At 59.6% G+C, this 25,215-nt stretch carries 17 protein-coding genes, 3 tRNA genes, 1 rRNA gene and 1 other annotated feature; of the genes, 15 read left to right on the plus strand and 6 right to left on the minus strand.

Going from position 1 to position 25,215, the window contains the following annotated elements:
• The first annotated feature begins 13 nt into the window (after window positions 1-13).
• From folD to F599_RS0104375, 3 genes are all read left to right on the plus strand, one after another.
• On the plus strand, window positions 14-904 hold the full coding sequence (gene folD / locus F599_RS0104365) for a bifunctional methylenetetrahydrofolate dehydrogenase/methenyltetrahydrofolate cyclohydrolase FolD (RefSeq protein ID WP_019542312.1): 891 nt from the start codon (window positions 14-16) through the stop codon (window positions 902-904).
• A 54-nt stretch (window positions 905-958) separates the two neighbouring features.
• A complete protein-coding gene (locus F599_RS0104370; protein WP_019542313.1) occupies window positions 959-2,626 on the plus strand; it encodes a formate--tetrahydrofolate ligase in 1,668 nt (555 codons plus the stop codon).
• A 201-nt stretch (window positions 2,627-2,827) separates the two neighbouring features.
• Complete coding sequence (locus tag F599_RS0104375; RefSeq protein WP_019542314.1) at window positions 2,828-4,711, plus strand: heavy metal translocating P-type ATPase; 1,884 nt, start codon at window positions 2,828-2,830, stop codon at window positions 4,709-4,711.
• 228 nt (window positions 4,712-4,939) lie between these two features.
• Here F599_RS0104375 and F599_RS0104380 read toward each other — a convergent pair whose 3' ends face one another.
• Genes F599_RS0104380 through F599_RS0104390 form a run of 3 tightly spaced genes read right to left on the minus strand, consistent with a single transcriptional unit; the run spans window position 4,940 to window position 7,645 of the window.
• On the minus strand, window positions 4,940-5,734 hold the full coding sequence (locus F599_RS0104380; RefSeq protein ID WP_019542315.1) for an ABC transporter ATP-binding protein: 795 nt from the start codon (window positions 5,732-5,734) through the stop codon (window positions 4,940-4,942).
• The gene (locus tag F599_RS0104385) at window positions 5,734-6,618 is read right to left on the minus strand and encodes an ABC transporter permease (RefSeq protein ID WP_019542316.1); all 885 of its coding nucleotides are present in this window, start codon (window positions 6,616-6,618) and stop codon (window positions 5,734-5,736) included. The genes F599_RS0104380 and F599_RS0104385 overlap by 1 nt, the downstream gene beginning before the upstream one ends.
• A gap of 13 nt (window positions 6,619-6,631) precedes the next feature.
• Window positions 6,632-7,645, minus strand: a complete 1,014-nt coding sequence (locus F599_RS0104390) for an ABC transporter substrate-binding protein (protein ID WP_019542317.1) — start codon at window positions 7,643-7,645, stop codon at window positions 6,632-6,634.
• 329 nt (window positions 7,646-7,974) lie between these two features.
• On the opposite strand from F599_RS0104390, the gene F599_RS0104395 reads away from it, so the two are divergent.
• From F599_RS0104395 to F599_RS0104425, 7 genes are all read left to right on the plus strand, one after another.
• Window positions 7,975-9,348, plus strand: a complete 1,374-nt coding sequence (locus tag F599_RS0104395) for a sodium-dependent transporter (RefSeq protein WP_019542318.1) — start codon at window positions 7,975-7,977, stop codon at window positions 9,346-9,348.
• A 545-nt stretch (window positions 9,349-9,893) separates the two neighbouring features.
• Window positions 9,894-11,723: a glutamine--fructose-6-phosphate transaminase (isomerizing) gene (glmS, locus tag F599_RS0104400; protein WP_019542319.1), complete on the plus strand. Its 1,830-nt coding sequence runs from the start codon at window positions 9,894-9,896 to the stop codon at window positions 11,721-11,723.
• Window positions 11,724-11,786: 63 nt separating this feature from the next.
• Complete coding sequence (locus F599_RS0104405) at window positions 11,787-12,458, plus strand: HAD family hydrolase (RefSeq protein WP_019542320.1); 672 nt, start codon at window positions 11,787-11,789, stop codon at window positions 12,456-12,458.
• Window positions 12,459-12,492: 34 nt separating this feature from the next.
• Window positions 12,493-12,568 (plus strand) — tRNA-Asn (locus F599_RS0104410).
• Window position 12,569: 1 nt separating this feature from the next.
• A tRNA-Glu gene (locus tag F599_RS0104415) sits at window positions 12,570-12,644 on the plus strand.
• A 1-nt stretch (window position 12,645) separates the two neighbouring features.
• Window positions 12,646-12,721, plus strand: a tRNA-Val gene (locus F599_RS0104420).
• Window positions 12,722-13,845: 1,124 nt separating this feature from the next.
• Window positions 13,846-15,066, plus strand: a complete 1,221-nt coding sequence (locus F599_RS0104425) for an MFS transporter (protein ID WP_002584949.1) — start codon at window positions 13,846-13,848, stop codon at window positions 15,064-15,066.
• Window positions 15,067-15,146: 80 nt separating this feature from the next.
• On the opposite strand, the gene F599_RS0104430 is transcribed toward F599_RS0104425, so the two are convergent.
• Together F599_RS0104430 and F599_RS0104435 are read right to left on the minus strand one after the other, a co-directional pair.
• On the minus strand, window positions 15,147-15,947 hold the full coding sequence (locus F599_RS0104430) for a helix-turn-helix domain-containing protein (RefSeq protein ID WP_002575858.1): 801 nt from the start codon (window positions 15,945-15,947) through the stop codon (window positions 15,147-15,149).
• 88 nt (window positions 15,948-16,035) lie between these two features.
• On the minus strand, window positions 16,036-17,745 hold the full coding sequence (locus F599_RS0104435; protein WP_019542321.1) for a glycoside hydrolase family 13 protein: 1,710 nt from the start codon (window positions 17,743-17,745) through the stop codon (window positions 16,036-16,038).
• A gap of 204 nt (window positions 17,746-17,949) precedes the next feature.
• Between F599_RS0104435 and F599_RS0104440 the strand changes: the two genes are divergently transcribed.
• Both F599_RS0104440 and F599_RS0104445 read left to right on the plus strand, forming a co-directional pair.
• A complete protein-coding gene (locus F599_RS0104440) occupies window positions 17,950-19,227 on the plus strand; it encodes an ArsB/NhaD family transporter (RefSeq protein ID WP_019542322.1) in 1,278 nt (425 codons plus the stop codon).
• A gap of 141 nt (window positions 19,228-19,368) precedes the next feature.
• Window positions 19,369-19,609 (plus strand) — a binding site (T-box leader).
• A gap of 57 nt (window positions 19,610-19,666) precedes the next feature.
• A complete protein-coding gene (locus tag F599_RS0104445; protein WP_026327813.1) occupies window positions 19,667-20,992 on the plus strand; it encodes an MFS transporter in 1,326 nt (441 codons plus the stop codon).
• 599 nt (window positions 20,993-21,591) lie between these two features.
• On the opposite strand, the gene F599_RS0104450 is transcribed toward F599_RS0104445, so the two are convergent.
• Window positions 21,592-22,002 carry a hemerythrin domain-containing protein gene (locus F599_RS0104450; RefSeq protein WP_019542324.1) on the minus strand — a complete coding sequence of 137 codons (411 nt, stop codon included), beginning with the start codon at window positions 22,000-22,002 and terminating at the stop codon, window positions 21,592-21,594.
• A gap of 272 nt (window positions 22,003-22,274) precedes the next feature.
• Here F599_RS0104450 and F599_RS0104455 point away from each other — a divergent pair, with 272 nt between their 5' ends.
• The 3 genes from F599_RS0104455 to F599_RS0104465 all read left to right on the plus strand — a co-directional run.
• A complete protein-coding gene (locus F599_RS0104455; protein WP_026327815.1) occupies window positions 22,275-24,077 on the plus strand; it encodes a methyl-accepting chemotaxis protein in 1,803 nt (600 codons plus the stop codon).
• 45 nt (window positions 24,078-24,122) lie between these two features.
• The gene (locus tag F599_RS0104460) at window positions 24,123-24,476 is read left to right on the plus strand and encodes a hypothetical protein (RefSeq protein ID WP_019542326.1); all 354 of its coding nucleotides are present in this window, start codon (window positions 24,123-24,125) and stop codon (window positions 24,474-24,476) included.
• A gap of 464 nt (window positions 24,477-24,940) precedes the next feature.
• Window positions 24,941-25,215: ribosomal RNA gene (locus F599_RS0104465) — 16S ribosomal RNA — on the plus strand; the annotation flags it as partial.

The raw sequence follows: 25,215 nt of genomic DNA on the forward strand, positions 1-25,215 counted from the left end.
ATAGGGTGAGGCTATGTCAGCCAGGATTCTTTCGGGTAAGGAGTTCGCCGCGAAGTTCAAGGAGGACGCGGCGAAGCGGGCGCGCGCGCTCGAGGCGAAGTACGGCGTGACGCCGGGACTCGCCGTCATCATCGTCGGCGAGGATTCCGCGTCGCAGGTCTACGTGCGCAACAAGGACCGCGCCTGCCAGGAGCTCGCGCTCTACTCCGAGGTCATCCGTCTGCCGGAGACGGTGACGGAACAGGAGCTCACCGCGCGCATCGACGAGCTCAACTACGACAAGCGCATCCACGGCATCCTCGTGCAGCTGCCGCTGCCGGGCGCGCTCGCGCGCCGCGAGAAGGAGATCACAGGACGCATCCTGCCGGAGAAAGATGTCGACGGGTTCCATCCCGTCAACGTTGGCCGCCTCGTGATGGGCGAGCCGGGCCTCGTGCCCTGCACGCCCGCGGGCTGTCTCAAGATGCTCGAGCTCGCGGGCATCGCCATGGACGGTGCGCGCGCCGTCGTCGTCGGTCGCAGCAACATCGTCGGCAAGCCGATGGCGAGCCTGCTGCTGCAGGAAAACGCGACAGTCACCGTCTGCCACAGCCATACGAAGGATCTCGCGGCGGTGACGCGTGAGGCGGACATCCTCGTCGCGGCCGTCGGACGGCCCAGCTTCATTCGGGCGGATATGGTGAAGCCCGGCGCGACGGTCATCGACGTCGGCATCAACCGCCTGCCGCCCGACGCGGATCATCCGCGCGGCAAGCTCGTCGGCGATGTCGACTTCGCCGGCGCGGCGGAGGTCGCGGGCGCCATCACGCCCGTGCCGGGCGGCGTCGGCCTGCTCACCGTCGCGATGCTCATGGAGAATGTCGTGACGGCTGCCGCGTGCCAGCTCGCCGCGCAGAAGGACTGAAGCAGGTCTGAGGGAAGATGCGGCCACGTGCCGCGGGAGGAAAGGAAGGTACCTATGAAATCCGATGTTGAAATCGCACAGGAAGCAACGATGCGCCCCATCGGGGAAATCGCGGCCAAGCTCGGCATCACAGACGATGAGCTCGAGCTCTACGGCAAATACAAGGCGAAGGTCACGCCGGAGACGTGGCAGCGCGTGAAGGACCGTCCGAACGGCAAGCTCATCCTCGTCACGGCCATCAATCCAACGCCGGCGGGCGAGGGCAAGACGACGACGAGCGTCGGTCTCGCGGACGCCTTCGCGCGCCAGGGGAAGAAGACGGCTGTCGCGCTGCGCGAGCCGTCGCTCGGCCCCTGCTTCGGCCTCAAGGGCGGCGCGGCGGGCGGCGGCTACGCGCAGGTCGTGCCGATGGAGGACATCAACCTCCATTTCACGGGCGACTTCCACGCCATCACGACGGCGCACAATCTGCTCGCGGCCGTCATCGACAACCACATCCAGCAGGGCAACGCGCTCGACATCGACGTGCGCCGCATCGTCTGGAAGCGCGTGCTCGACCTCAATGACCGCGCGCTGCGCCACATCGTCATCGGCCTCGGCGGCAAGGCTCACGGCACGCCGCGCGAGACGGGCTTCGACATCACGGTGGCCTCGGAGATGATGGCCATCCTCTGCCTCGCGACGAGCCTCGAGGACATGAAGAAGCGCCTCGGCGAGATCATCGTCGCTTACAGTCGCGACGGCCGTGCCATCCGCGCCAAGGAGCTCGGCGTCACGGGCGCGCTCACGCTGCTCTTCAAGGACGCGATCAAGCCGAACCTCGTGCAGACGCTCGAGGGGACGCCCGCGTTCATCCACGGCGGCCCGTTCGCGAACATCGCGCACGGCTGCAACAGCGTCATGGCGACGAAGTACGCGCTCAAGCTCGCGGACTACGTCGTGACGGAGGCCGGCTTCGGCGCGGATCTCGGCGCGGAGAAATTCCTCGATATCAAGTGCCGCTTCGCCGGCCTCGCGCCGGACGCCGTCGTCATCGTCGCGACGGTGCGCGCGCTCAAGATGCACGGCGGCCTGCCGAAGGCGGAGCTTGAGAAGGTCGATATGGCGGCGCTCGAGAAGGGGCTCGCCAACCTCACGAAGCACATCGAGAGCATCCACGCGTTCGGCCTGCCCGTCGTCGTCGCCGTCAACGCGTTCCCGACGGATACGCCGGAGGAGCTCGCCTTTGTCGAGGAAAAGTGCACGGCGCTCGGCGCGGAGGTCGCGCTCTCCGAGGTCTGGGCCAAGGGCGGCGAGGGCGGTCTCGCACTCGCGGAAAAAGTCGCGGCCGCGGCGGAGAAGCCGAGCGACTTCCATTTCATCTACGATACGGCGCAGTCCATCCCCGAGAAGATCGCTGCCATTACGCGCACGATCTACGGCGGCGAGGGCGTTGACTTCACGCCGGCCGCGCAGAAGCAGCTCGCGGAGATCGAGGCGCTCGGTCTCGACAAGATGCCGGTCTGCATGGCCAAGACGCAGTACTCCCTCTCCGATGACGCCGCGAAGCTCGGCCGCCCGGAGGGATTCCGCATCACGGTGCGGGAGCTGCGCGTGAGTGCGGGCGCAGGCTTCATCGTCGCGCTCACGGGCAACATCCTCACGATGCCCGGTCTGCCGAAACACCCGGCAGCGGAGAACATGGACATCGACGAAAGCGGCAAGATCACGGGCCTCTTCTGAGCCTGCTGTCGCGCGCGGTGCGCGCAGGGTACATGACCGCAGGCCGGCGCCCGCGGGGAATGCCCTAATGAACCCTCCCGGACGAAGATGCCCGGACGGACAAGGATCCGCAAATGGTCCTTGACGTCCGGGCATTTTTTGGTATACTAGAGACAACGAATGAACACTCATTCATATGTTGAAGGATAGGGAGTGGAGAAGATGAACAAGAAACAGAAACGGAAACTCATCCGCATCATCATCTCGGCGGTGCTCATCGTGCTCATCGGGCAGCTCGAGCTCGCACCGCTGCCGCGCCTCGCCGCGTATCTCGTGCCGTACCTCATCGTCGGCTACGACATCCTCTACAAGGCGGGGCATGGCATCGTGCGGCGGCAGCCGCTCGACGAGTGCCTGCTCATGGCGGTCGCGACGCTCGGCGCGCTCGCGCTCGCGATCTACGAGGACGGCGACTACACGGAGGCCATCGCCGTCATGCTCTTTTACCAGGTGGGCGAGTGGTTCCAGTCGTATGCCATCGGCAAGAGCCGCCGCGATATCACGGAGCTCATGGATATCCGCCCCGACTACGCACAGGTCGAGCGCGGCGGGAGGCTCGTGCGCGTCGCGCCGGACGAGGTTGCCGTCGGCACGATCCTCACCGTCGCGCCGGGTGAAAAGGTCCCCATCGACGGCGTCGTCATCGATGGTACGTCGACGCTGAATACCGTGGCGCTCACGGGCGAGAGCCTGCCGCGCGACGTGGCACCGGGCGACGAGGTCTTGAGCGGCTGCGTCAACCTCAGCGGCGTACTGCACGTCCGCACGACGAAGGAATTCGACGAGTCGACGGCGTCGAAGATCCTCGAGCTCGTCGAGGACGCGAGCTCGCGCAAGTCGCGCGCGGAGCAGTTCATCACGCGGTTCGCGCGCGTCTACACGCCCGCCGTCGTCGGCGCTGCCGCACTGCTTGCCGTCCTGCCGCCGCTCGTGAGCCTCCTCGCGCTCGGCACGGCGCCCGCGTGGGGCACGTGGCTCTATCGTGCGCTCACGTTCCTCGTCGTGAGCTGCCCCTGCGCGCTTGTCATCAGCATCCCGCTCTCGTTTTTCGCTGGCATCGGCGGCGCGAGCCGCGCGGGCGTGCTCGTGAAGGGATCGAACTTCCTCGAGGCGCTCGCTGATATCGATACGGTCGTCTTCGACAAGACGGGCACGCTCACGAAAGGCGTCTTCGAGGTCACGGCGGTCCACCCCGAGACGATTCCGGAAAAGGAGCTGCTGCACCTCGCCGCGCACGTCGAGCGCTTCTCTACGCATCCCATCGCGGCCTCCCTGCGCAGCGCCTATCCTGGCGAGGCGGACGGCTGCACCGTGGAGGACGTGGAGGAGATCGCCGGGCAGGGCGTGCGTGCGCGCGTCAACGGCCACACGGTCTGCGTCGGCAACGCGAAGCTCATGGACGGTCTCGGCGCCGCCTGGCATCCCTGCGAGAAGACGGGCACGATCGTCCACGTGGCGATGGATGGCGTCTACATGGGGCACATCGTCGTCTCGGACGTCGTGAAGCCGCACGCCGCCGCGGCCATCGAGGCGCTCCACGCGCAGGGCATCCACCACACGCAGATGTTCACGGGCGACAACCGCGCGACGGCGCAGGAAATCGCACAGGAGCTCGGCATCGACGCCTACGAATGCGAGCTCCTGCCCGCGGACAAGGTTGAAAGGCTCGAGGCCCTCCTCAAGGAACAGCGCGGCGGCGTCGCCTTCGTCGGCGACGGTATCAACGACGCGCCAGTGCTTGCGCGCGCGGACGTCGGCATCGCCATGGGCGCCATGGGCTCGGACGCCGCGATTGAGGCGGCGGACATCGTGCTCATGGACGACGACCCACTCAAGATCTCCGTCGCGCGGCGCATTGCGCGCAAGACCATGCGCATCGTGCGCGAGAACATCGTCTTCTCCATCGGCGTCAAGATCCTCGTGCTCTTCCTCTGCGCTGTCGGCCTCGCGAATATGTGGGCGGCGATCTTCGCCGACGTCGGCGTCATGGTCCTCGCCGTGCTCAACGCTATGCGAGCGCTCTTCGCGGGCGGCAGAGAGGCGTAACGACAATGTGCTGAGCGATTGAGGAACTTACGAAAAAGGCACGTAAGAGCGTTTTGCCACTACGTCTCCGGTTTGTCTCCTAGGGAGATACAGCGCATCCGCGTAAATCCGGAGCACCTCATTTAATCAGCGCTTCCTTAACAATGGATGCAGGAACCTATGCCACATCGAGATGTCAAAAAGCCAGCACCGAGCAGAAAATGCTTGGTACTGGCTTTTTGACTGCGTTCAGCTCAGCAGCAGGCTGTCGCTGACGAGCTCGCTGCCGGCGGCCTGCTCGAACATGGCGAGGAGGTCTTTGACCTCGAGGTGTTTTTTCTTTTCCTCGGGGATGTCGAAGAGGATTTTGCCGCCGTACATCATGATGAGGCGGTTGCCGAATTTGAGGGCGTCGCGCATGTTGTGAGTGATCATGAGCGTCGTGAGGCGCTGGCGCGCGACGATTTCCCGCGTGAGGGAGAGGACTTTCTCGGCGGTCTTCGGGTCGAGGGCAGCGGTGTGCTCATCTAGGAGCAGGAGTTTCGGCTCGGCCATCGTGGCCATGAGGAGGGTGAGCGCCTGGCGCTGGCCGCCGGAGAGGAGGCCGACCTTGGACTCAAGCCGATCCTCGAGGCCGAGGCGGAGCCCTGCGAGGAGCTCGCGGTAGCGGTCGCGGTCCCTGGCGGTCGAGCTCCAGCGGAGTGTCGGACGCTTGCCGCGGCGGGAGGCGATGGCGAGGTTTTCCTCGATCTGCATGTTCGCCGCGGTGCCCATCATGGGATCCTGGAAGACGCGGCCGATGTATTTCGCGCGGCGGTGTTCCGGCCATTTCGTGATGTCGGTGCCAGCAATCTCGATCCTGCCCTCGTCGACGGGGTAGGTGCCCGCGACGCAGTTCATGAGCGTCGATTTGCCCGCGCCGTTGCCGCCGATGACGGTGACGAAGTCGCCGGGCGCGAGATGGAGGCTCACGTCTGAAAGCGCGATTTTCTCGGTGATGGTGTTCGGGTTGAACGTCTTGGAGATTTTCTCAATGCGCAGCATCAGCGAGTCACCCCCTTGCGGAATTTATTCCAGCGTGCCTGCAAAAGCGGCATGGAGAGCGCGAGGGCGACGAGGATGGCTGTGAAGAGCTTGAGGTCGTTCGGCGGCATGCCCATCTGCAGTACGATGGCGATGACGGCGCGGTAGACGATGGAGCCGAGGATGACGGAGATCAGGCAGTTTCGAAAGCTGCGCGTGCCGAAGAGTACTTCGCCGATGATGACGGAGGCGAGGCCGATGACGATGGTGCCGACGCCCATGCCGACGTCCGCGAAGCCGTTGCTCTGCGCGACGAGGGCGCCGGACATGGCGACGAGGGCGTTCGAGAGCAGGAGGCCGAGCACGACCATGACGTCGGTGTCGATGCCGTTCGCGCGGATCATGTGCGGGTTGCAGCCCGTCGCGCGGATGGCGGCGCCGAGCTCCGTGCCGAAGAACCAGTAGTTCAGCACGGCGACGATGAGCACGATGGCGAGGCCGATGGCGAGGACGGTGAGTCCCATGTCGAGCCCCGGCACTTTCACGATGGAAAAAATCGTATCCTGCGAGAGCAGCGGCAGATTGGCCTTGCCCATGATGCGCAGATTGACGGAGTAGAGCGCGATCATCGTGAGGATGCCCGCGAGCAGAGCGGGAATCTTGAGCTTCGTGCAGAGGAAGCCCGTGACGACGCCGGCGAGCGCGCCCGCGATGCAGGCGACGAGGATGGCGGTGACGGGATGGGCGCCTGAGGTCAGGAGCTTCGCCGCGACGGCGGCGCCGAGCGGGAAGCTGCCCTCGACGGTGAGGTCCGCGATGTCGAGCACGCGGAACGTGATGTAGACGCCGATGGCGAGGAGGGCCCAGAGGAGCCCCTGCGATACGGTGGAAATGACGAGATCCATAGAGATGACTCCTTTATTCTACGAGATCCGCGTCTTTGAGCACGTCCTCGGGGATCGTGATGCCGAGGCGGGCCGCGTCGGCTTTGTTGATTGTGATCTTGAGATCCTTTGCGAGCTCGATGCTCATGTCAGCCGGCTTGCTCTTGCCCTCGAGGATGTCGGCGGCCATGTGGCCCGTCTGGACGCCGAGCTTGTAGTAGTCGATGCCGTAGGTCGCGAGGCCGCCGGCCTTGACCATGTTCGGCTCGCCGCAGATGATGGGGAGCTTCGCCGCGTCCGTGATGGCGACGAGCGTCGGCATGGCGGAGGCGATGACATTGTCGGTCGGCTCATAGAAGGCGTCGACGGAGCCGACGAGGCTCTGCGCGGCCTGCTGGATGTCGTTGACCGTGGAGATCGTGGCGACTTTGACGGTGAGGCCCTTGGACTCCGCGTATTCCTGCATCGCCTTGACCTGCACCTCGGAGTTGACCTCGCTCGAGCAGTAGATGACGCCGATGGTCTTGGCCTCCGGCTTGATCTTCATGAGGAGGTCGATCTGCTCCTTGATGGGGTTCATGTCGCTCGTGCCCGTGACGTTGCCGCCCGGCTTTTCATTGGAGGCCGCGAGCTTCGCGCCGACATAGTCTGTGATGGCCGTGCCGACGATGGGGATCTCCTTCGTTGCGTTCGCGACCGTCTGCGCCGCCGGCGTCGCGATGGCGCAGATGAGATCCATCTTGCCGGAGACGAAGCGCTGGGCGATGTTCTGGAGGTTCGACTGGTCGGCCTGCGCGTTCTGCTTGTCGAATGTGACGTTCTTGCCCTCCTCGAAGCCGCGTTCCTTGAGGCCATCGACGAAGCCCTTGTTCGCCGCGTCGAGGGCGTTGTGCTCGACGAGCTGGACGATGCCGACCTTGTACGTCTTGCCGCCGGAGCTCGCGCTCTCCTGCGAGCCGCCGCAGCCGGCGAAGACGCCTGCCGCGAGGAGCGTGGCCGCGCCGAGCGAGAGGAGCTTCATTTTCTTTGAGATGCTGGAAAGTTTCATAGAGAACCCACCTTTGTTTTGATTTGTTTGTAGTACACTCGTACAAATAGACATTCCCATTATACAATGTTACAGGAATAAAATCCAGGATTGTTTTCCTTGAAAAGACAGTATTTGCAGTCCGGCGCCGGTACTTTTCTTGCGCGCGCTTCGATGGTATAATAATTCCGTCGTCCGCGAGGCGGCGGGAACCGTGGCCAGCGTCGCGGCGGTGTCGCCGATCCGGCAGGGGCGCTCTGCGGCGCAGAGGCTGATTGCCCGCAGACGGCGCAGGGCGTCCGCCGGGCGGACGTTTGTACGCGTCAATTATCTTTAAATGAGGTGTTGTTTTGGAACGTGGAAATTTCTCAACGCGGCTGGGCTTCATCCTGGTCTCGGCCGGCTGTGCCATCGGGCTCGGCAATGTCTGGCGCTTCCCGTATATCACAGGGATGTACGGCGGGGCGTCGTTCGTGCTCATCTATCTTGTCTTCCTCGCAATCCTCGGGCTGCCCATCATGGTGGCGGAGTTCGCCGTGGGACGCGCGAGCGTGCGCAGCGCGGCGATGTCGTTCGATGTGCTCGAGCCTGCGGGGACGAAATGGCATCTCTATAAATACGGCGCGATCGCGGGCAATCTCTTGCTCATGATGTTCTACACGACGATCTCCGGCTGGATGCTTTACTACATTTATCTGATGGTGAGCGGGAAGTTCGAGGGGCTCGGCGCCGCGGGCGTGGGGCAGGTGTTCGGCGCGCTGCTTGCGGATCCCTTGACGATGGCGGGCTATATGGCGCTCACGGTCGCGCTCTGCGGCGGCGTCTGTTATCTCGGCGTGCAGGCGGGCGTCGAGCGCATCACGAAGCTCATGATGACCTGCCTGCTCGCGCTCATGGTGGTCCTCGCGGTCAATTCCGTGCTGCTGCCGGGCAGCGAGGCGGGGCTTTCCTACTATCTCATGCCGGATTTCGGCAAGATCGAGGAGTACGGTCTGCGCGAGGTCATCTTCGCGGCGATGGGGCAGGCCTTTTTCACGCTGTCGCTCGGCATAGGCGCGCTCGCGGTGTTCGGCAGCTATATCGGCAAGGCGAAGCGGCTGACGGGCGAGGCCATCTGGGTCATCGTGCTCGATACGTTCGTCGCCATCATGGCGGGGCTCATCATCTTCCCCGCGTGCTTCGCCTATGGCGTGAGTCCGTCGAGCGGGCCGAACCTGCTCTTCGTCACGCTGCCGAATGTGTTCAACCACATGGCGTTCGGGCGTCTCTGGGGCACGCTGTTCTTCCTCTTCATGGCGTTTGCCTCCATGTCGACGATCATCGCGGTCTTTGAGAATCTCATCGTCTGCTTCTTCGAGCTGCTGCACGTCGACCGCCGCAAGATCATCCGCGCGGGCATCCCCGTGATGATCTTGCTCTCGCTGCCCTGCGTGCTCGGCTTCAATGTTTGGAGCGGCTTTACGCCGTTCGGCCCCGGCACGGGGGTGCTCGACCTCGAGGACTTCTTCGTGAGCTACAACCTCTTGCCGCTCGGCAGCCTCGTCTATCTCGCGTTCTGCACGAGCCGTTACGGCTGGGGCTGGAAGAATTTCCTGCGGGAGGCGGACACGGGGCGCGGCGTCGCGTTCCCGCAGTGGATCCGCTGCTACGTCACCTATATCCTGCCGCTCATTGTGCTGGTGATTTTCCTCAACGGGTATTACGCGCTGTTTTTCAGCAAATGAGGCGCGCCGCGGCGACGTCGGCGATTTCCCAGCATAGGCAATGATAGGAATCACTGATTAATTCGGCACTCCGCCTTCACACGTCTGCGCTGTCCTTCCGCCCTCGACAATCCTCAGCACAAAACGCGATGGAGCGTTTTGCCGCTACGCCTCCGGTTTGTCTCCTAGGGAGATACAACGTATCCGCGTAAATCCGGAGCACCTCATTTAATCAGCGTTTCCTATAGAAAAAACAAAATTGACTTCTTTTGACGTTTACGCTACAATACATTTGCGCTAGCGTGTGGTTTTACGCGCTGGCGCCGATCATCACAGCAGGTGTTTCTTACCGAAAAGAGAAATCTTAGCGCTGGCTCTGCCCATCGTGCGTGGGCAGAGGACGAGGAGAAGGTTGTCGAGACGTCAGCGGATGCCTTCCGGAGTTGCCGCTCCGAGAGTGTGCCGGGAAAGCAGGGGAGCGATCTCCTGGACAAAGCGGTACATGCGGCAGACACCTGCAAGTGGTACCCGGGCAGACTGTCCGGGACAGACTGGAGGTATCTTTTATGTGTGGAATCGTTGGTTATGTCGGAGACCGTCAGGCGGCGGAATTCCTGCTCGAGGGGCTCTCGAAGCTGGAGTACCGCGGCTACGACTCGGCGGGCATCGCGGTCTATGACGGCGAGAACATCCGCGTGGAGAAGTGCGTGGGCCGTCTCGCGGCGCTGCGCGAGAAGATCAAGGACAATGTGCCGCAGGGCACCGTCGGCATCGGTCATACGCGCTGGGCGACGCACGGTCGCCCGTCCGATGTGAACGCGCACCCGCATACGGACTGCTCCGGTGATTTCGTCGTCGTGCACAACGGCATCATCGAGAACTACCTCGCGCTCAAGGAGGCGCTCATCGAGAAGGGCCATGTGTTCAAGTCGGAGACGGATACCGAGGTGGTCGCGCACCTGCTCGAGGAGGTCTATAACGGCGACTTCGAGGAGAGCGTGCGCGAGGTGCTGCGCCGCATCGAGGGCTCGTATTCCCTCGTGTTCATGTGCCGCCAGCATCCGGACCGCCTGATCTGCACGAAGCAGGACAACCCGCTCGTCATCGGGCTCGGGGACGGGGAGAACTTCATCGCCTCCGATATCCCTGCCATCATCAACAGGACGCGCCGCACGTACATCCTCAACGACGGCGAGATGGCGGTCGTCAAGAAGGACGCCATCGAGATCACGAACCGCAAGGGCGAGCTCGTGACGAAGAAGGTCTTTGAGGTCAACTGGAACGCTGAGGCGGCGGAGAAGGGCGGCTTCGAGCACTTCATGCTTAAGGAGATCCACGAGCAGCCGAAGGCGGTGCGCGACACGATGAGCCAGCGCATCGCGAAGGACGGCAAGCGCATCGTGATGAGCGAGCTCAAGTGGAACGCGGATTTCCTCAATAATTTCAACAAGGTCTATATCGTCGCCTGCGGCACGGCGTACCACGCGGGGCTCGTCGGCAAGTTCTACATCGAGAAGCTCGCGCGCATCCCCGTCGAGGTAGATGTCGCGTCGGAGTTCCGCTACCGCGACCCGATCGTCGATGAGAACACGCTGCTCATCGTCGTCTCGCAGTCGGGCGAGACGAGCGACACGCTCGCCGCGCTCAAGGAATCGAAGCGCCGCGGTGCGCAGACGCTCGCGCTCACGAATGTCGTCGGCTCGTCGATCGCGCGCGAAGCGGATCAGGTGCTCTACACCTGGGCCGGCCCCGAGATCGCCGTCGCCTCGACGAAGGCGTACACGACGCAGCTCATCCTCTTCTTCATGCTCGCGCTCTACATGGCGGAGATCAAGGGAACGCTGCCGGATGATGAGATTGCGCATTTCGTCAGCATGCTGCAGCAGGTGCCCGCGCAGATCAGCGAGACACTCTCCGATGTCGAGCCGATCAAGACGTTCGCGAAGCAGTACGGCTTCAATGAGGATGTGTTCTACATCGGCCGCTCGCTCGACTATGACGTCGCGCTCGAGGGCGCGCTGAAGCTCAAGGAGATCTCCTATATCCACGCCGAGGCGTATGCAGCGGGCGAGCTCAAGCACGGTACGCTCGCGCTCATCGTCGAGGGCGTGCCGGTCATCGCGCTTGCGACGCAGAAGAGCGTCTACGAGAAGACGCTCTCGAACATCAAGGAGGTCAAGGCGCGCGACGCCGTCGTCATCGGCATCGCGGCCGCGGGCGACGAGGAGCTCGAGAAGTACGTCGACCACGTGATCCGCGTGCCGGAGACGGATGAGCTGCTCATCCCGATCCTCACGGTCGTGCCGCTGCAGCTGCTCGCGTACTACGCGGCGATCACGCGCGGCTGTGACGTGGACAAGCCGCGCAACCTCGCGAAGTCGGTCACGGTCGAGTAAAAATCCCTTTGTGTTTTCATCCCGCCACAGGCATGTGGCGGGATTTTGTCGAAAGGAGACGTTATGAAGGCATTCATCTACGACATGGACGGTGTCATCTGCGATACGGAGCCGGTGCACATCGAGGCGGAGCAGCGCGTGCTCAAGAAGCTCGGCATCACCGTGCCGATCGAGGCGCTCTATGACTATCAGGGATCGAGCGATCTCAATCTCTGGACGGATCTCGCGGCGAAACATCATCTGTCGCAGAAACCAGAGGCCCTTGTCAAGGCAAAGGCGTATCTCTTCAACCGCCTCATGCACGAGCAGGGCGTCACGCCGATCAAGGGCGTGCTCTCGCTCATCAAGCGCACGGATGCGCTGCGCGCCGAGGGGCTCCGGACGGCCATCGCAAGCTCGAGCTCCTTGGATTTCATCGAGTTCGTCACCGCGTCGCTTGGCATCCGCAACTGCTTCGATGCGCTGCAGTCGGGCGCGGAGCTGCCGCAGTCGAAGCCGGATCCGGCCATCTATCTCAAGACGGCGGCCGTGCTCCAGGTCGCGCCCGCGGACTGCGTCGTCATCGAGGACACGGAGAACGGCGCGCGCGCCGCGAAGGCCGCCGGCATGTACTGCATTGGCTTCCGCAGCCCGCACAGCGGCGATCAGGATCTCTCGATGACGGACTGGATCGTCTCGGATATGGCGGAGGTCGTTGAAAAAATCTCTTGCAAATTTCCTGAGGGTTTAGTATAATATCCTTTGTCGGCGCTTCTAGTGCCGAGATGATTCCTCGATAGCTCAGCCGGTAGAGCACCTGACTGTTAATCAGGCTGTCACAGGTTCGAATCCTGTTCGGGGAGCCATGGCGCCATCGTCAAGTGGTTAAGACACCGCCCTTTCACGGCGGGTTCATGGGTTCGAATCCCATTGGCGTCACCAGGGGCGATTAGCTCAGCTGGGAGAGCGCTTGCCTTACAAGCAAGATGTCAGCAGTTCGATCCTGTTATCGCCCACCATCTTGAGAGCCAGAGAGGCTGTTGCACGTATCAACAACGTGTAGCAGCCCCTTTTAGTTTGCAAAAAATGTTAGGTCAGTTTACAAGGAACTACACGCAGACCGTGAAACGGGCTGCTGACAACAAACGGCGCTATGCTCCCGGCTGGGTGCATAGCACCTGTTTGTTGCGGGGGTTTCCAAAGGGGGCAGCGCCCCATTTGGCACACGACTTTGCGGAGCAAAGTGTAGTGTGTTATACGCTCTGTCGGCGTTGCCCTGAAAATACCGTTGCCGCCGGGGAGGGCAAGGGCATTTGACGCGGCAGGAAAGCAGGGCTTTGTTTGGGGCTGGTAAGCCGGAAACAAAGGGCTGATTTCAGCAGCAGACAGGGCGTATTATGAAAGCCCCCGTCCCTCGTCCTCCGCCCCCGGCCTATGGGACAAAAAGTCCCAAAGCTCTGGACACCGTGACCAGATGTGTGGCCACACTCCGGGAAAAGTAGCAGGACGGCAGGAAACCGTCAAGGCTGAAATGAATGGGCTGACGCCCGGCCTTGACCGTTCCCCGCCGCCCCGCTGGATGGGTGGACAAGGTGGCCAATCCCTAAAAGTGTTTGGCCGCACTCGTTCATTTTGGGGCCTTTCTTCTCCCAAAATTGAAATGGGCGGGAAAGCCCTAAAATGGCTTTCCCGCCTTGATTACCCATTAGCAAAGACGGGCGAGACTGTCAACGGCGGCGCTGAAAGCGCCGTTCATCTTGACCGTTGACTGGCTCGCCTGGCTTTGCTACTGCCCGTAAGAGATGGAAAAACAAGATGGAAAACAAGGTTAAAAATGGTTGACAAGTCTATCGGATGTGTGTTATACTGTGCGACAGTTTGAGATTGGAAGGAGGCTTACGTGTGTTAATTTGTGTACGCTAATAAGCAATAAAAAGTAGAAGTACCTTTCCACATGATGGTGGGCTTTTTTTGCGTGCGTATGCAAAGGAACACGTAGGTTTGACACGAGCAGTCTTTGAACTGTATCGTGGTGTTTTTTCGTGCTTTGTTGTTATGCAGGCGTCTGCCCTCTCTGTGGGACAACGCCTGCTTTTTATTGCAGAAACAAAGGAACAATGCAATAAAAAAGGAGGTTCGCATTATGACCCAAAACAACAATTCATGGAGAAAAACTTATTTTACACTTCTTGCCGGACAAGCAATATCCTTTATTAGCAGCGGTATTTTGCAAATGGCCATTATCTTTTATTTGGTTGCGAAAACTAATTCTGCAATCATATTGACGGCGGCAACACTGATTGGATTTTTGCCGCAAGCCTGTTTAGGCCCGTTTGCAGGTGCTTTTGTTGACCGGCACAGCCGTAAAAGCGTAATGATTGGTGCGGATTTGATAATTGCCGCCGCTGGCGGTATTCTGGCGCTGGTGGCGTTTTACATGGAATTGCCCGTATGGTCTATTATGGTTGTCCTGTTAATCCGAAGTGCGGGAACTGCTTTTCATTCTCCAGCATTCAGCGCAGCAACACCTATGATTGTGCCAAAAGAGGAACTTACAAAATGCGCTGGTTACACGCAGACCATGCAAGCAGTAAGTGCGATTATCAGTCCAGCTGCCGCAGCGTTTTTATATGCTGTTTGGCCTCTTAATGCAATTATATTGTTAGATATTGTGGGTGCAATCCTTGCCTGTGTGACTGTTGCGATTTCGTCCATACCAACGCCTGAACTATGTCCAGAAACGAAAAGACAACAGTTTTTACAGGATATGAAAGAGGGGTATGTGGTATTAAAGCAAAACAGGGGCCTCTTTGCTCTGCTCTGGATTGGTGTAATTTATATGTTCTTTTATATGCCAATCAGTACGCTTTTTCCTCTCATCTGTATGTCATACTTCAAAGGAACACCGGCCCATGCCTCTGCCGCTGAAATTGCTTTTGCGGTTGGTATGCTGCTTGGCGGAGTCATTCTGAGCATTTGGGGCGGTTTTAAGAAACGGCGGTACACCATCGGTCTTTCCGTTCTCCTGATGGGCGTTAGCAATATGCTCTCCGGGCTTTTGCCGCCAGACGCATTTCTTGTCTTTGTTGTGTGCTGTACTGTTATGGGAATTTCCGCTCCATTTTACGGTGTGCAAAATGCGATTTTTCAAGAAACGGTCAAACCAGAATATCTGGGGAGAGTTTTTTCTCTACTGACAAGCGCCGCTTCCCTCGCCATGCCGTTTGGCCTTGTCATTTCCGGGCCTCTGGCGGAGCGGCTGGGAGTTGAGAAATGGTTTGTCATTTGCGGAATTGGCATTATCATCGTTGCGCTTGCCGTATTTTTACTACCCGGTTTGAGAGAGATTGACAATACGCAATAATCAACTGCACCTTTTTCTATTACTAAACAAAATGCCTGGATGGTGGTTCTGAAAAACCAGAACCGCCGTTCAGGCATTTTTTATCTTCGTCCTCTCTGCGGTTTTGGATTCTTCAGCAAGTCGGATTTTTCCGCAATCTTTTTCAGCCACTTCCGTTCTTCTACTGACAGCTTCCTAAAATTCAGCTTGAGCCGTTTGCAGATAAACGCCAAGTACGCTTGTTCCGTGTCGCTGTCCTGGCTGACGATTTCACCAGCAGTTTCCAGCATTTCTTTTAGCGGGTTATCCTCTGGGACGCTGAAAAAATCGTCCTTGTGTGTTTCCCGCAGAGCAAGGGCAATCCCGTTTATGTCCCGTTGTATCACATAGCGGCAAAACTCGTCCTCATCAATATGGGCGGTGATAAGCTGTCTTAACTGCGTATCACTCATGCCAGGATTATGCTTTTTTATAACAGTTGCGCTCATCGTGTCCACTATGGCGTTTGCACCCTGCGCCTGTTTCAGTGCCGTTCCGTTCACATAGATTTCAAGGTCAGCCATCAGCCGGGGGAAATCCGGGTGCGCCGCCAGCTCACACAGCAGGGTATTGTCTATCCTCCCGCTTTTCAGCAGGTCAATCATTTCATCACTCAAACGCAGGTCTGCAAGATCGGCGTTTGGGTGATTTTTCATTTCAGACAGCCCCAGCAGATAATCAGCGGTCACACCGTAAAACTTCGCCAGCCGGATAAGGGCATAGTGGCTGATGTCCTTGAAGTCTTCCGTTTCGTAACTGCCCAGCGCAGACTTGGAAAGCCCGGTCTGCTCCGCAAGCTGCCCCAGCGTCAAGCCACGCTCCACACGTAGGTCTTTTAATCGCTCTTGTATGGATAAAGACATATTCACCCTCCTTGCTAGCTCAACGAAAGAGAAGGGGCTGTTGCACGTTGTCGGTACGTGCAACAGCCCCTTCGTGGCGTGTTACTCTTTACGCCTCTGCCTTTCCGTAGAGGACGGCGCGTGCTTCGTAGGGTGCCAGCGTGCGCTCCTTTTCTGTTTTCACGTTCGAGATGAGTTCTTCGCCCTCGCCGCGGTCAGAGTAGAGCGTGCAAGGGACCTCGTGGTCGGTCCAGTTGCAGGCGACGAGGAGCGTCTGCCCATCGAGGTGGCGCGCGTAGGCGTAGATGGCGGGATCGTCCTCGAGCAGCGGCTCGAAGGTGCCGTAGACGATGATCTCATGCGTGTGGCGCAGCGCGATGAGTTTCTTATAGTAGGCGTAGACGGAGTCCGGGTCGCCCGTCTCTGCTGCCGCGTTGATCTCCCGGTAGTTCGGGTTGACGGCGAGCCAGGGCGTGCCCGTCGTAAAGCCTGCGTTCTCGCTCGCGTCCCATTGCATCGGCGTGCGCGCGTTGTCGCGCGCGACGTTGTCGAAGCAGGCGAGCATGGTTTCCGGCGAGACGCGCTTTTGCTCGTCGACGTACTCGTGCCAGGCATTGATCTCCTCGAGGTCGCGGCAGTCGGCGAGGGAGTGGAACTGCGTGTTCGTCATACCGAGTTCCTCGCCCTGGTAGATGTAGGGCGTGCCCTTCTGCATGTGGAGGCAGGTCGCGAGCATCTTCGCGGAGCGCACGCGCCACTTGGGGCTGTCGTTGCCGAACATCGAGACGCAGCGCGGCTGGTCGTGGTTGTCGAGGTAGAGGGAGTTCCAGGCGCAGCCCGCGAGCTCTCGCTGCCACTTGTTGAGGATGGCGCGGACCTTCGGCATCTCGGGCTTGCCCGTCGTCCATTTTCCGATGATGCTGCCCTTGCCGTTGCCCTCGCCGACGTGCTCGAACTGGAATACCATGCCGAGCTCCTTGCCGTCGCTGCGCGCGTACTTCTTCGCCTCCTCGATGGTGACACCCGCGGCCTCGCCGACGGTCAGGAGGTCGTAGTGCGAGAGTACGCGGCGGTTCATCTCCTGCAGGAACTCATGCACGCGCGGCCCGCTCACGCAGTAGGGGGAGAAATCGCCGTAGCCGTCGGGCTTCACGGGGCCGTCGGGGAACCGCTGATCCTTTGAGATCATGCTGATGACGTCCATGCGGAAGCCGTCGATGCCCTTGTCGCACCAGAATTTCATGAGGTCGTAGACCTCGTCGCGCACCTTGGGATTCTCCCAGTTGAGGTCGGGCTGTTTCTTCGAGAAGAGATGCAGGTAGTATTCGTCTGTCGCCGCGTCGTACTGCCAGGCGGAGCCGCTGAAGCACGACTCCCAGTTGTTCGGCTCCTTGCCCGCTTTGCCGGGACGCCAGATGTAGTAGTCGCGGTAGGGGCTTTCCTTTGCGCGGCGGCTCTCGATGAACCAGGGATGCTCGTCGGAGGTGTGGTTGACGACGAGATCCATGACGATCTTGAGCCCCATGCGGTGCGCGGCGGCGAGGAGCGTGTCGAAGTCCGCCATTGTGCCGAAGTCCTCCATGATGGCGCGGTAGTCTTTGATGTCGTAGCCGTTGTCGTCGTTCGGCGAGGCGTAGATCGGCGAGAGCCAGAGCACGTCGACGCCGAGCTCCCTGAGGTAGGGCAGGCGGCTCGTGATGCCCGCGAGGTCGCCGATGCCGTCGCCGTTGGCGTCCATGAAGCTGCGCGGGTAGATCTGATAGATGACGGCTTCCTTCCACCAGGCGCGCGGCTCTTTTTGGGCTGTGTTTTCCTGCATGCGAATGCCTCCTTTTTGATGCTTCTGCACGTTCCAGTTTACGCTTTCCGGAGGAAAAATCAAGTTGACGGATACGGTGCGCTATGGTATTCTAAAGGAAATCTCATACGAATTTTTAGGCGGAGTCTGTTCAACGCGGGCTTCGCCTATCTTTGTATGGGGAATGTGAAGGAACTGCGGATTACGGAAAAAAGGAGGCTTCTCATGGAAGTATTGGCAGGTATCGTATTCATCCTCATGTATGTCGTCATCGTGTCGGAAAAGATTCACCGCACGGTGGCCGCGGTGCTCGGCGCGCTCGTCATGCTCTACGCGGGCGTGCTCAGCATGGATTCGGCGCTGCATCATGTCGATTTCAACACGCTCGGGCTGCTCGTCGGCATGATGGTGCTCGTCGGCGTCACGAGCCAGACGGGGCTCTTCGACTATGTGGCGATCTGGGCGGCGCAGAAGGCCAAGGCGGAGCCGCGCCGCATCCTCATCTACCTCGGCCTCATCACGGCCGTCTTTTCCGGTTTCCTCGACAACGTGACGACGGTGCTGCTCATGGTGCCTGTGACGTTCTCCATCACGAGCAAGCTGCGCCTCTCGCCGATGCCGTTCCTGCTCACGCAGATCATCGCCTCGAACATCGGCGGCACCGCGACGCTCATCGGCGACCCGCCGAACATCATGATCGGCAGCGCGGCGCCCGAGCTCACATTCCTCGCGTTCATCGAGAATCTCGCGCCCATCGCGTTTCTCAACCTCTTCATCGTCATCTTCCTCATGGAGGTGCTTTACCGCAAGCAGCTCAAGACGAAGCCGGAGCTCCAGCAGGAGGTGCTCGCGCTCGACGCGAGGAAATCCCTCAAGGACCGCAGGCTGCTCGCGAAATCGCTGTTTGTGCTCGCGCTCACGATCCTCGGCTTCTTCACGCATAGCATCACGCACATCGAGTCCTCGCTCATCGCGCTCGGCGGTGGTTTCCTGCTGCTCCTGCTCGCGGGCGGCAGCCATCACCTCGTCGAGAAGACGATGAAATCCGTCGAGTGGGCGACCATCTTCTTCTTCATCGGCCTCTTCATCGCGGTTGGCGGCCTCGTCGAGACGGGGGTCATCCATGACCTTGCGGTCAAGGCCATCGAGCTCACGGGCGGTGATGTCACGGCGACTTCGCTGCTCGTGCTCTGGCTCTCCGCGCTCGTCTCGTCGGTGCTTGACAACATCCCGTTCGTCGCGACGATGATCCCGCTCATCCAGAGCATGGGGCAGATGGGCGTCGCGAATCTCGATCCCATCTGGTGGAGCCTCGCGCTCGGCGCCTGCCTCGGCGGCAACGGCACGCTCGTCGGCGCCTCGGCGAACCTCATCGTCGCGGGCCTCGCGGCGGAGCGCGGCGTCAAGATCACGTTCCTGCGCTATCTCTGGATCGGTTTCCCCATCATGCTGCTGACCATCGTGCTCTCGACGGTGTACGTCTATCTGCGCTACCTGATGTGAGACGTGGCGGATCGCTGGAGATCCCAGGCAAAGGCAAGTTGCAGCAGAAATTTCCGGTAAAGCGCTTGACATCCTTCGCTGATGGGAGTATATTATTCCCATCGAACGTTACAAACGTTGTAAACATGTAAATATTGCCAGAGACATCCGATGATAGGAAAGAGTACTTCCCGTACGAGGCTTGCAGAGAGCCGCCAGTTTGCTGAGAGGCGGTAGCGGAGGCGGGGACGAAAATCCTCCTTGAGGAGTGCGGCTGAACGCGATTGGTAAGCCAAGACGTATTCTCCACGTTACAGGAGACGCGTATGATAGTACGCTGTGAGTGCCCGGCGCTGTGCCGGGAATCTGGGTGGTAACACGGAAACAGACCTCCGTCCCTTTGCGGGACGGAGGTTTTTATATTTTCATCATCATTTATTATTTCCTGGGAGGAATCAACATGAACGCATCTGTTGACATGAAGCAGCTTACGCGCAAGCGGGATCTCCGGATCGTCTTTCCGGTGTTCCTCGTGTCCATCATCGCCTGCCTGGACCGCGTGAACATTTCCTACGCGGCGCTCACGATGAAGCAGGATCTCGGCTGGCTCACGCCGGAGATCTACGGCGCGGGCGCGAGCATTTTCTTCTTCGGCTATCTGCTGCTCGAGATTCCGGGCTCGCTCATCGCAGCACGCTTCTCCGCGTCGAAGTGGATCGCGCGCATCATGTTCACTTGGGGCCTCGTCTGCTGCTTCATGGCGTTCATGAGCACGCAGTTCGAGTTCTATCTCTGCCGCTTCCTGCTCGGCGCCTCGGAGGCGAGCCTCTATCCCGTCATCTACTCCGTGCTCTTCCCGCGCTGGTTCATGGGCAAGGAGCGGGCGCGCGCCACGAGCTACATGCTCACGAGCCTCCTGCTCGCGAACATCATCGGCGCGCCGCTCTCCGGGGTGCTGCTCTCGACGTCCATCATCGGCCTTGCCGGCTGGCAGGAGCTCTTCATCCTCGAGGCTGTGCCGGCGCTCCTCTTCGCGGTCTTTTTCTTCTTCTTCGTGCCGGATCGTCCGGACCAGGCATCCTGGCTCACGGATGAGGAGAAGGCATATCTCAGCGAGGCGTATGAGGAAGAGCGCGCCGCCATGCTCAAGAAGAAGAAATACTCCGTACTCAAGGCGTTCCGCGATCCGAAGGTCCTGCGCCTCTGCGTCATCTATTTCCTCTGGGTCGTCGGTTTCTGGGGCTTCTATTTCTGGATGCCGACCGTTCTGAAACAGCTCTCCGGTCTCTCCACGCAGCTTCTCGGCGGCGCCATCGCCATCCCGATGATGGCGGCCCTCGTCGTGCAGGTGCTCATCGGCCGTTCGTCCTCGCGCACGGGCGACAAGGTCTGGCATGTCGCGGGTGCGCTCTTCGTCGGCGCGGTCGGCCTCGCGCTCTCGCCGCACGCGCCGAACACGGCGGTCGCGCTCGTGCTCATCTGCCTCTCGGCCATCGGCATCCACGCTTCGATGGGCGTCTGGTGGACCATCCCGACGACATTCCTCACGGGCTCCGCGGCCGCGGCGTCCATCGCGCTCATCAACTGCTGCGGCAACCTCGGCGGCCTCGTCGGCCCCTATATGATGGGCTGGATCAAGACGAACACGGGCACGTTCGACCTCGGTTACTATATCATGGGCGGTGCGATGTTCCTCGCGGCGCTCCTCGTGCTCAGCATCAAGTACGGGTTCGGCTTTGCCGCAAAGAAGGAGAAGGAAGAGGCGCCTGCTGTCGCAGAGAACTGAGATGCTCGCTGTGCGATTCCCCTTCCCTAAAGAAGCACTGATTAATGCAAGATTTTTCCACTTACTGTTGAAGTGGATGAGAACATACCTTCTCCCTAGGAGAAGGGGGACCGCGAAGCGGTGGAAGAGGTGTTGCACGACGGGGGATTGCGCCGGAAATCATCATTCGAGGCGAAACACCTCTTCCGCCATCGCTACGCTCGGCACTCCCGGGGATGCCACTGGCATCCCGCGCTAACGCGCCCCCTGAGGGGAAGGTTAAGGAAGCACTGATTAAATGAGGTGCTCCAGATTTGCGTGGATGCGCTGTATCTCTCTAGGAGACAAACCGGAAGCGTAGCGCCAAAACGCTCCATCGCGTTTTGTGCTGAGGATTGTAGGGCGACGAGAGGACAGTGCAGACGCGCGAAGACGGAGTGCCGAATTAATCAGCGGTTCCTTAAGTGAATGCGCGACAAATCTATTAATCAGTGGTTTCCTAAATATGCGAATGAAGGAAGTGCTGGTTGAATCAGTCCTTCTTGAAGAAAGCAGCGGCTCCCCCGCGCCTGTCTTGCGAGACTGGCGCGGGGGAGCCGCTGTTTGTTTTGTTCGGCAGATCAATCTTGCAGCAGCGGATAAAGCTGCGCATCCTCGCGGCCAAGGCGTTCCTGCAGCGCGGCGAGGACTTCCTGCGTCGCCTCGAGGCAGGCGGCGGGATTCTGGCGGATCTTCGTCGGCGTCATCCATGCCTCTTTATAGGTGAGAAACGTGCTGGCGAGATGTCCCATCTCCTCCTCGAAGTGCGTGGCCGTCGTGCGGATGTGCTCGTCTTCGCTGCGTGCGAGGCTCGGGTAGAGGAACTTGTCCTCCGCCGCGAGGTGGACGGTGAGAAGCCCCGCGAGGCGCGATATCGCGCGGGAGGCCTCCTCGGCATTTGCAGTGAGCATCGATGCTGAGGAGAAGCCGGAGAGCTGCTTCAGCAGCGCGTAGATGGATGCGTGATGATCGGTGAGCAGTTCGAGATACATGGTACAGTGCCTCCTTCGTACTGTAAGGGCGAGCGCATAATGTCCACAAAGTGGACGTTTGTGCGTTGAGCTTGTTTTTATCATAGTATATTTGCCTATGGGAAGCTGTAACGAGTGTTACAGAGAAGAAATTCGATAATCTCCAATAAAATTACAACACAATAGAAGGAAAATCTATATTCAACGCGAAATATATATAGTAAATCACATAATCGGCAAAGAAATCGCGTATTTGGGACAAGGAAAGTCCCAAAAATGAGGGGGAATGTGGTATGTTAAGGATTGCTTCTATGAAAACGCGCCTGATGCTCGCTATCTGCGGTGTATCAATCGTATCGACGCTGTGCATCGGTGCTTATTTCATCGTCAGCACGGTGCGTGATAATCACGCACAGCTTGCCGCGTATCGGGCAGATCTCGAGGATAGTGTGGGGAGTCAGCTCAAGGGTGAGACAGAGGTGGCCTACGGGATCCTCGAGGAGTATTACAAGAAACAGCAGGCAGGTGAGCTCACGGAGGAACAGGCGAAGAAGGAGGCAGCCGACCGCGTGCGCGACCTGCGCTATGACGGCGGCAAGGGCTATTTCTGGATCGATACGGTGGATGGCAACAACGTCGTGCTGCTCGGCAGGAAGGATGTCGAGGGAACGAACCGTTTCAACGCAAAGGACCCCAATGGGTATCCGTATATTCAGGAGATCAACAAGTCTGCGCAGCAGGAGGGCGGCGGCTTTACACGCTGGATGTTCCCAAAGCCGGGCGAGACGGAGTCCCTGCCGAAATACGGCTATTCCATTGAGTTCAAACCGTATCACTGGGTGCTTGGCACGGGCGTCTGGATCGATGAGATCGATGCGATCGTCGCGCAGAGAGAGGCGAAGCTTGCGGCGGATCTGCGCACGAGCATCCTGGAGTCGCTCGGCGTGATTGTCTTGCTGCAAATCCTCCTGGCCCTTTTCTCACGCTATGTCGGCGCGAACATCGCGCGTCCGATCGTACGGACGACGGAGCGGCTCGGCATCATGGGGACGGGAGACTTCCGCCTCGAGGGTGAGGCTGCTGCGGAGATGCAGGAGCTTGCCTCCCGTCCGGATGAGCTCGGCACGATGGCGCAGGCCATGCAGGAGATGAATGAAAAAGTACGCGCGCTCATGCGCAATGTCGCGCAAACGGCGGAGTACCTCGCGGCGTCGTCTGAGGAACTCACATCTTCGGCCGAGCAAGCGGCGGATGTCAGCCAGTCAATCGCTGAGTCGATCGTCAAGGTCGCGGGCGCGTGCTCGGAGCAGTTCGACGACGTGCAGACGGCCAACGAGCATACCAAAAAACTCACGCAGCACATGCAGGACTTCGAGGGGCATCTCGAAGAGACGGGCCAGCAGGTTCAGAAGACGAGCGATGTCGCGACCGAGGGACGTCAGGGCGTCGCTACGGCGGTGACAGGCATGCAGTCCATCCAGACGAATGTCAGCCACATCGCGGAGCTCATCGAAGGACTGGGGGAGAACTCCAAGCAGATTGGCGAGATTGTCGATACCATCGCGAACATCGCGGATCAGACGAACCTTCTCGCGCTCAATGCCGCCATCGAGGCAGCGCGTGCGGGCGAGCATGGCCGCGGCTTCGCAGTGGTGGCCGATGAGGTGCGCAAGCTCGCCGAACAGTCGCAAGAAGCGGCGAGCGAGATCTCGGAGCGCATCGGCCGCATCCAGTCCTCGACGCAGGAGGCTGTGGACGCCATGCACCAGGGACTCTCCGAAGTCATGGACGGAACGAAGACCGTGCAGGGGGCCGGAACATCCTTCGAGGGCATCGCGAGCATGGTAGGCAAAGCGGCAGAGGCATCACAGGCGATGCAATCCTCCGTCGAGCGCCTGACGCAGAGCATCGGCCGCATCGACGCGGCTGTCGAGGAAATTAACACCAAGAGTCGTTCGGTGGCGGATGAGGCACAGACCGTCTCGGCGGCGACGGAGGAAGAGACAGCCTCGATGCACGAAATCGCCGACGCGAGCCGCAAGCTCGCAGAGCAGGCGCAGAACTTGCAAAATTCCATCGCGGTATTTAAAATATAAACAAAATGATGATATATGGTTGCTCACAGGGGAGGATGATATTTCATGACGAAACAGGAACTGCTCGAGGCAGCGAAAAAAGCAGCGGCAGCGCCCTCCTGCTATCCGGGACTCAAGACGCTCATTGAGGCTTGGGAAAAGGCGCTCGGCACGCCGGATGAACATGCGGCGGCAGAGAAGATGCTCGCGGGACTGGAAGAGTGCGTGACAGATATCGACGGACTCATCGCCTTCGCGGACTCGCCGGAGGGCGCCAAGATTCTCGGAGGTGAGGAGGCAGCGGCCCATACGCTTGCGGCTGCCAAGGACGCCAAGGCAAAGGGGACGAAATACTGCATTTGCCCTGCCTGCACGAACGGTGCTATTCTGCTCGAACATCGTCACGATCTCGGCTGCTGAAAAATAAGTTCCGGCATTCTCCTGTATGGATAGGGAGGTGCCGGAATTTTTTTGAGCTGTTCTTGAAAAAACTCCTTGACAGGGAGCATCGAACCGTGTAATATATTACGAGTCGGCGGCAGACAGCCACGAGCGCAGGAGCCGCCGGCAGCCGAATCCCAAGCGGCCTTGAGAGCTTGCGAAAATAAATTCAAAAAGTTCTTGACAAGCCGAAACGGATGAGGTAATATATAGAAGCTGATTCACGAAAGGCGCACCGCGCCGGAGGGAATCGCAGGTGTTCTTTGAAAACTAAACAATGCAGAACATCATGCAACCATGATGTAAAGCCAGATGTCGAGATGCGAAAGCATCTAACATCGATTACTATGAACATATAGCAATCGGCAATTTCTTTACTTGATTTGTGCTTCGCACAAACCAAGATCCAAAAAGAAACGAGAGCCAATATCGGCTTTCCATATTTCATGGAGAGTTTGATCCTGGCTCAGGACGAACGCTGGCGGCGTGCTTAACACATGCAAGTCGAACGAGACGATTTAGAAGCTTGCTTTTATTGAGTCGAGTGGCAAACGGGTGAGTAACGCGTAGACAACCTGCCGCAAAGATGGGGACAACAGTCCGAAAGGACTGCTAATACCGAATGTTGTATCTTCTCCGCATGGAAGAGATATTAAAGATAGCCTCTACTTGTAAGCTATCGCTTTGCGATGGGTCTGCGTCTGATTAGCTAGTTGGT

Source organism: Selenomonas bovis DSM 23594, assembly GCF_000381005.1.
GTDB lineage: Bacteria > Bacillota > Negativicutes > Selenomonadales > Selenomonadaceae > Selenomonas_C > Selenomonas_C bovis.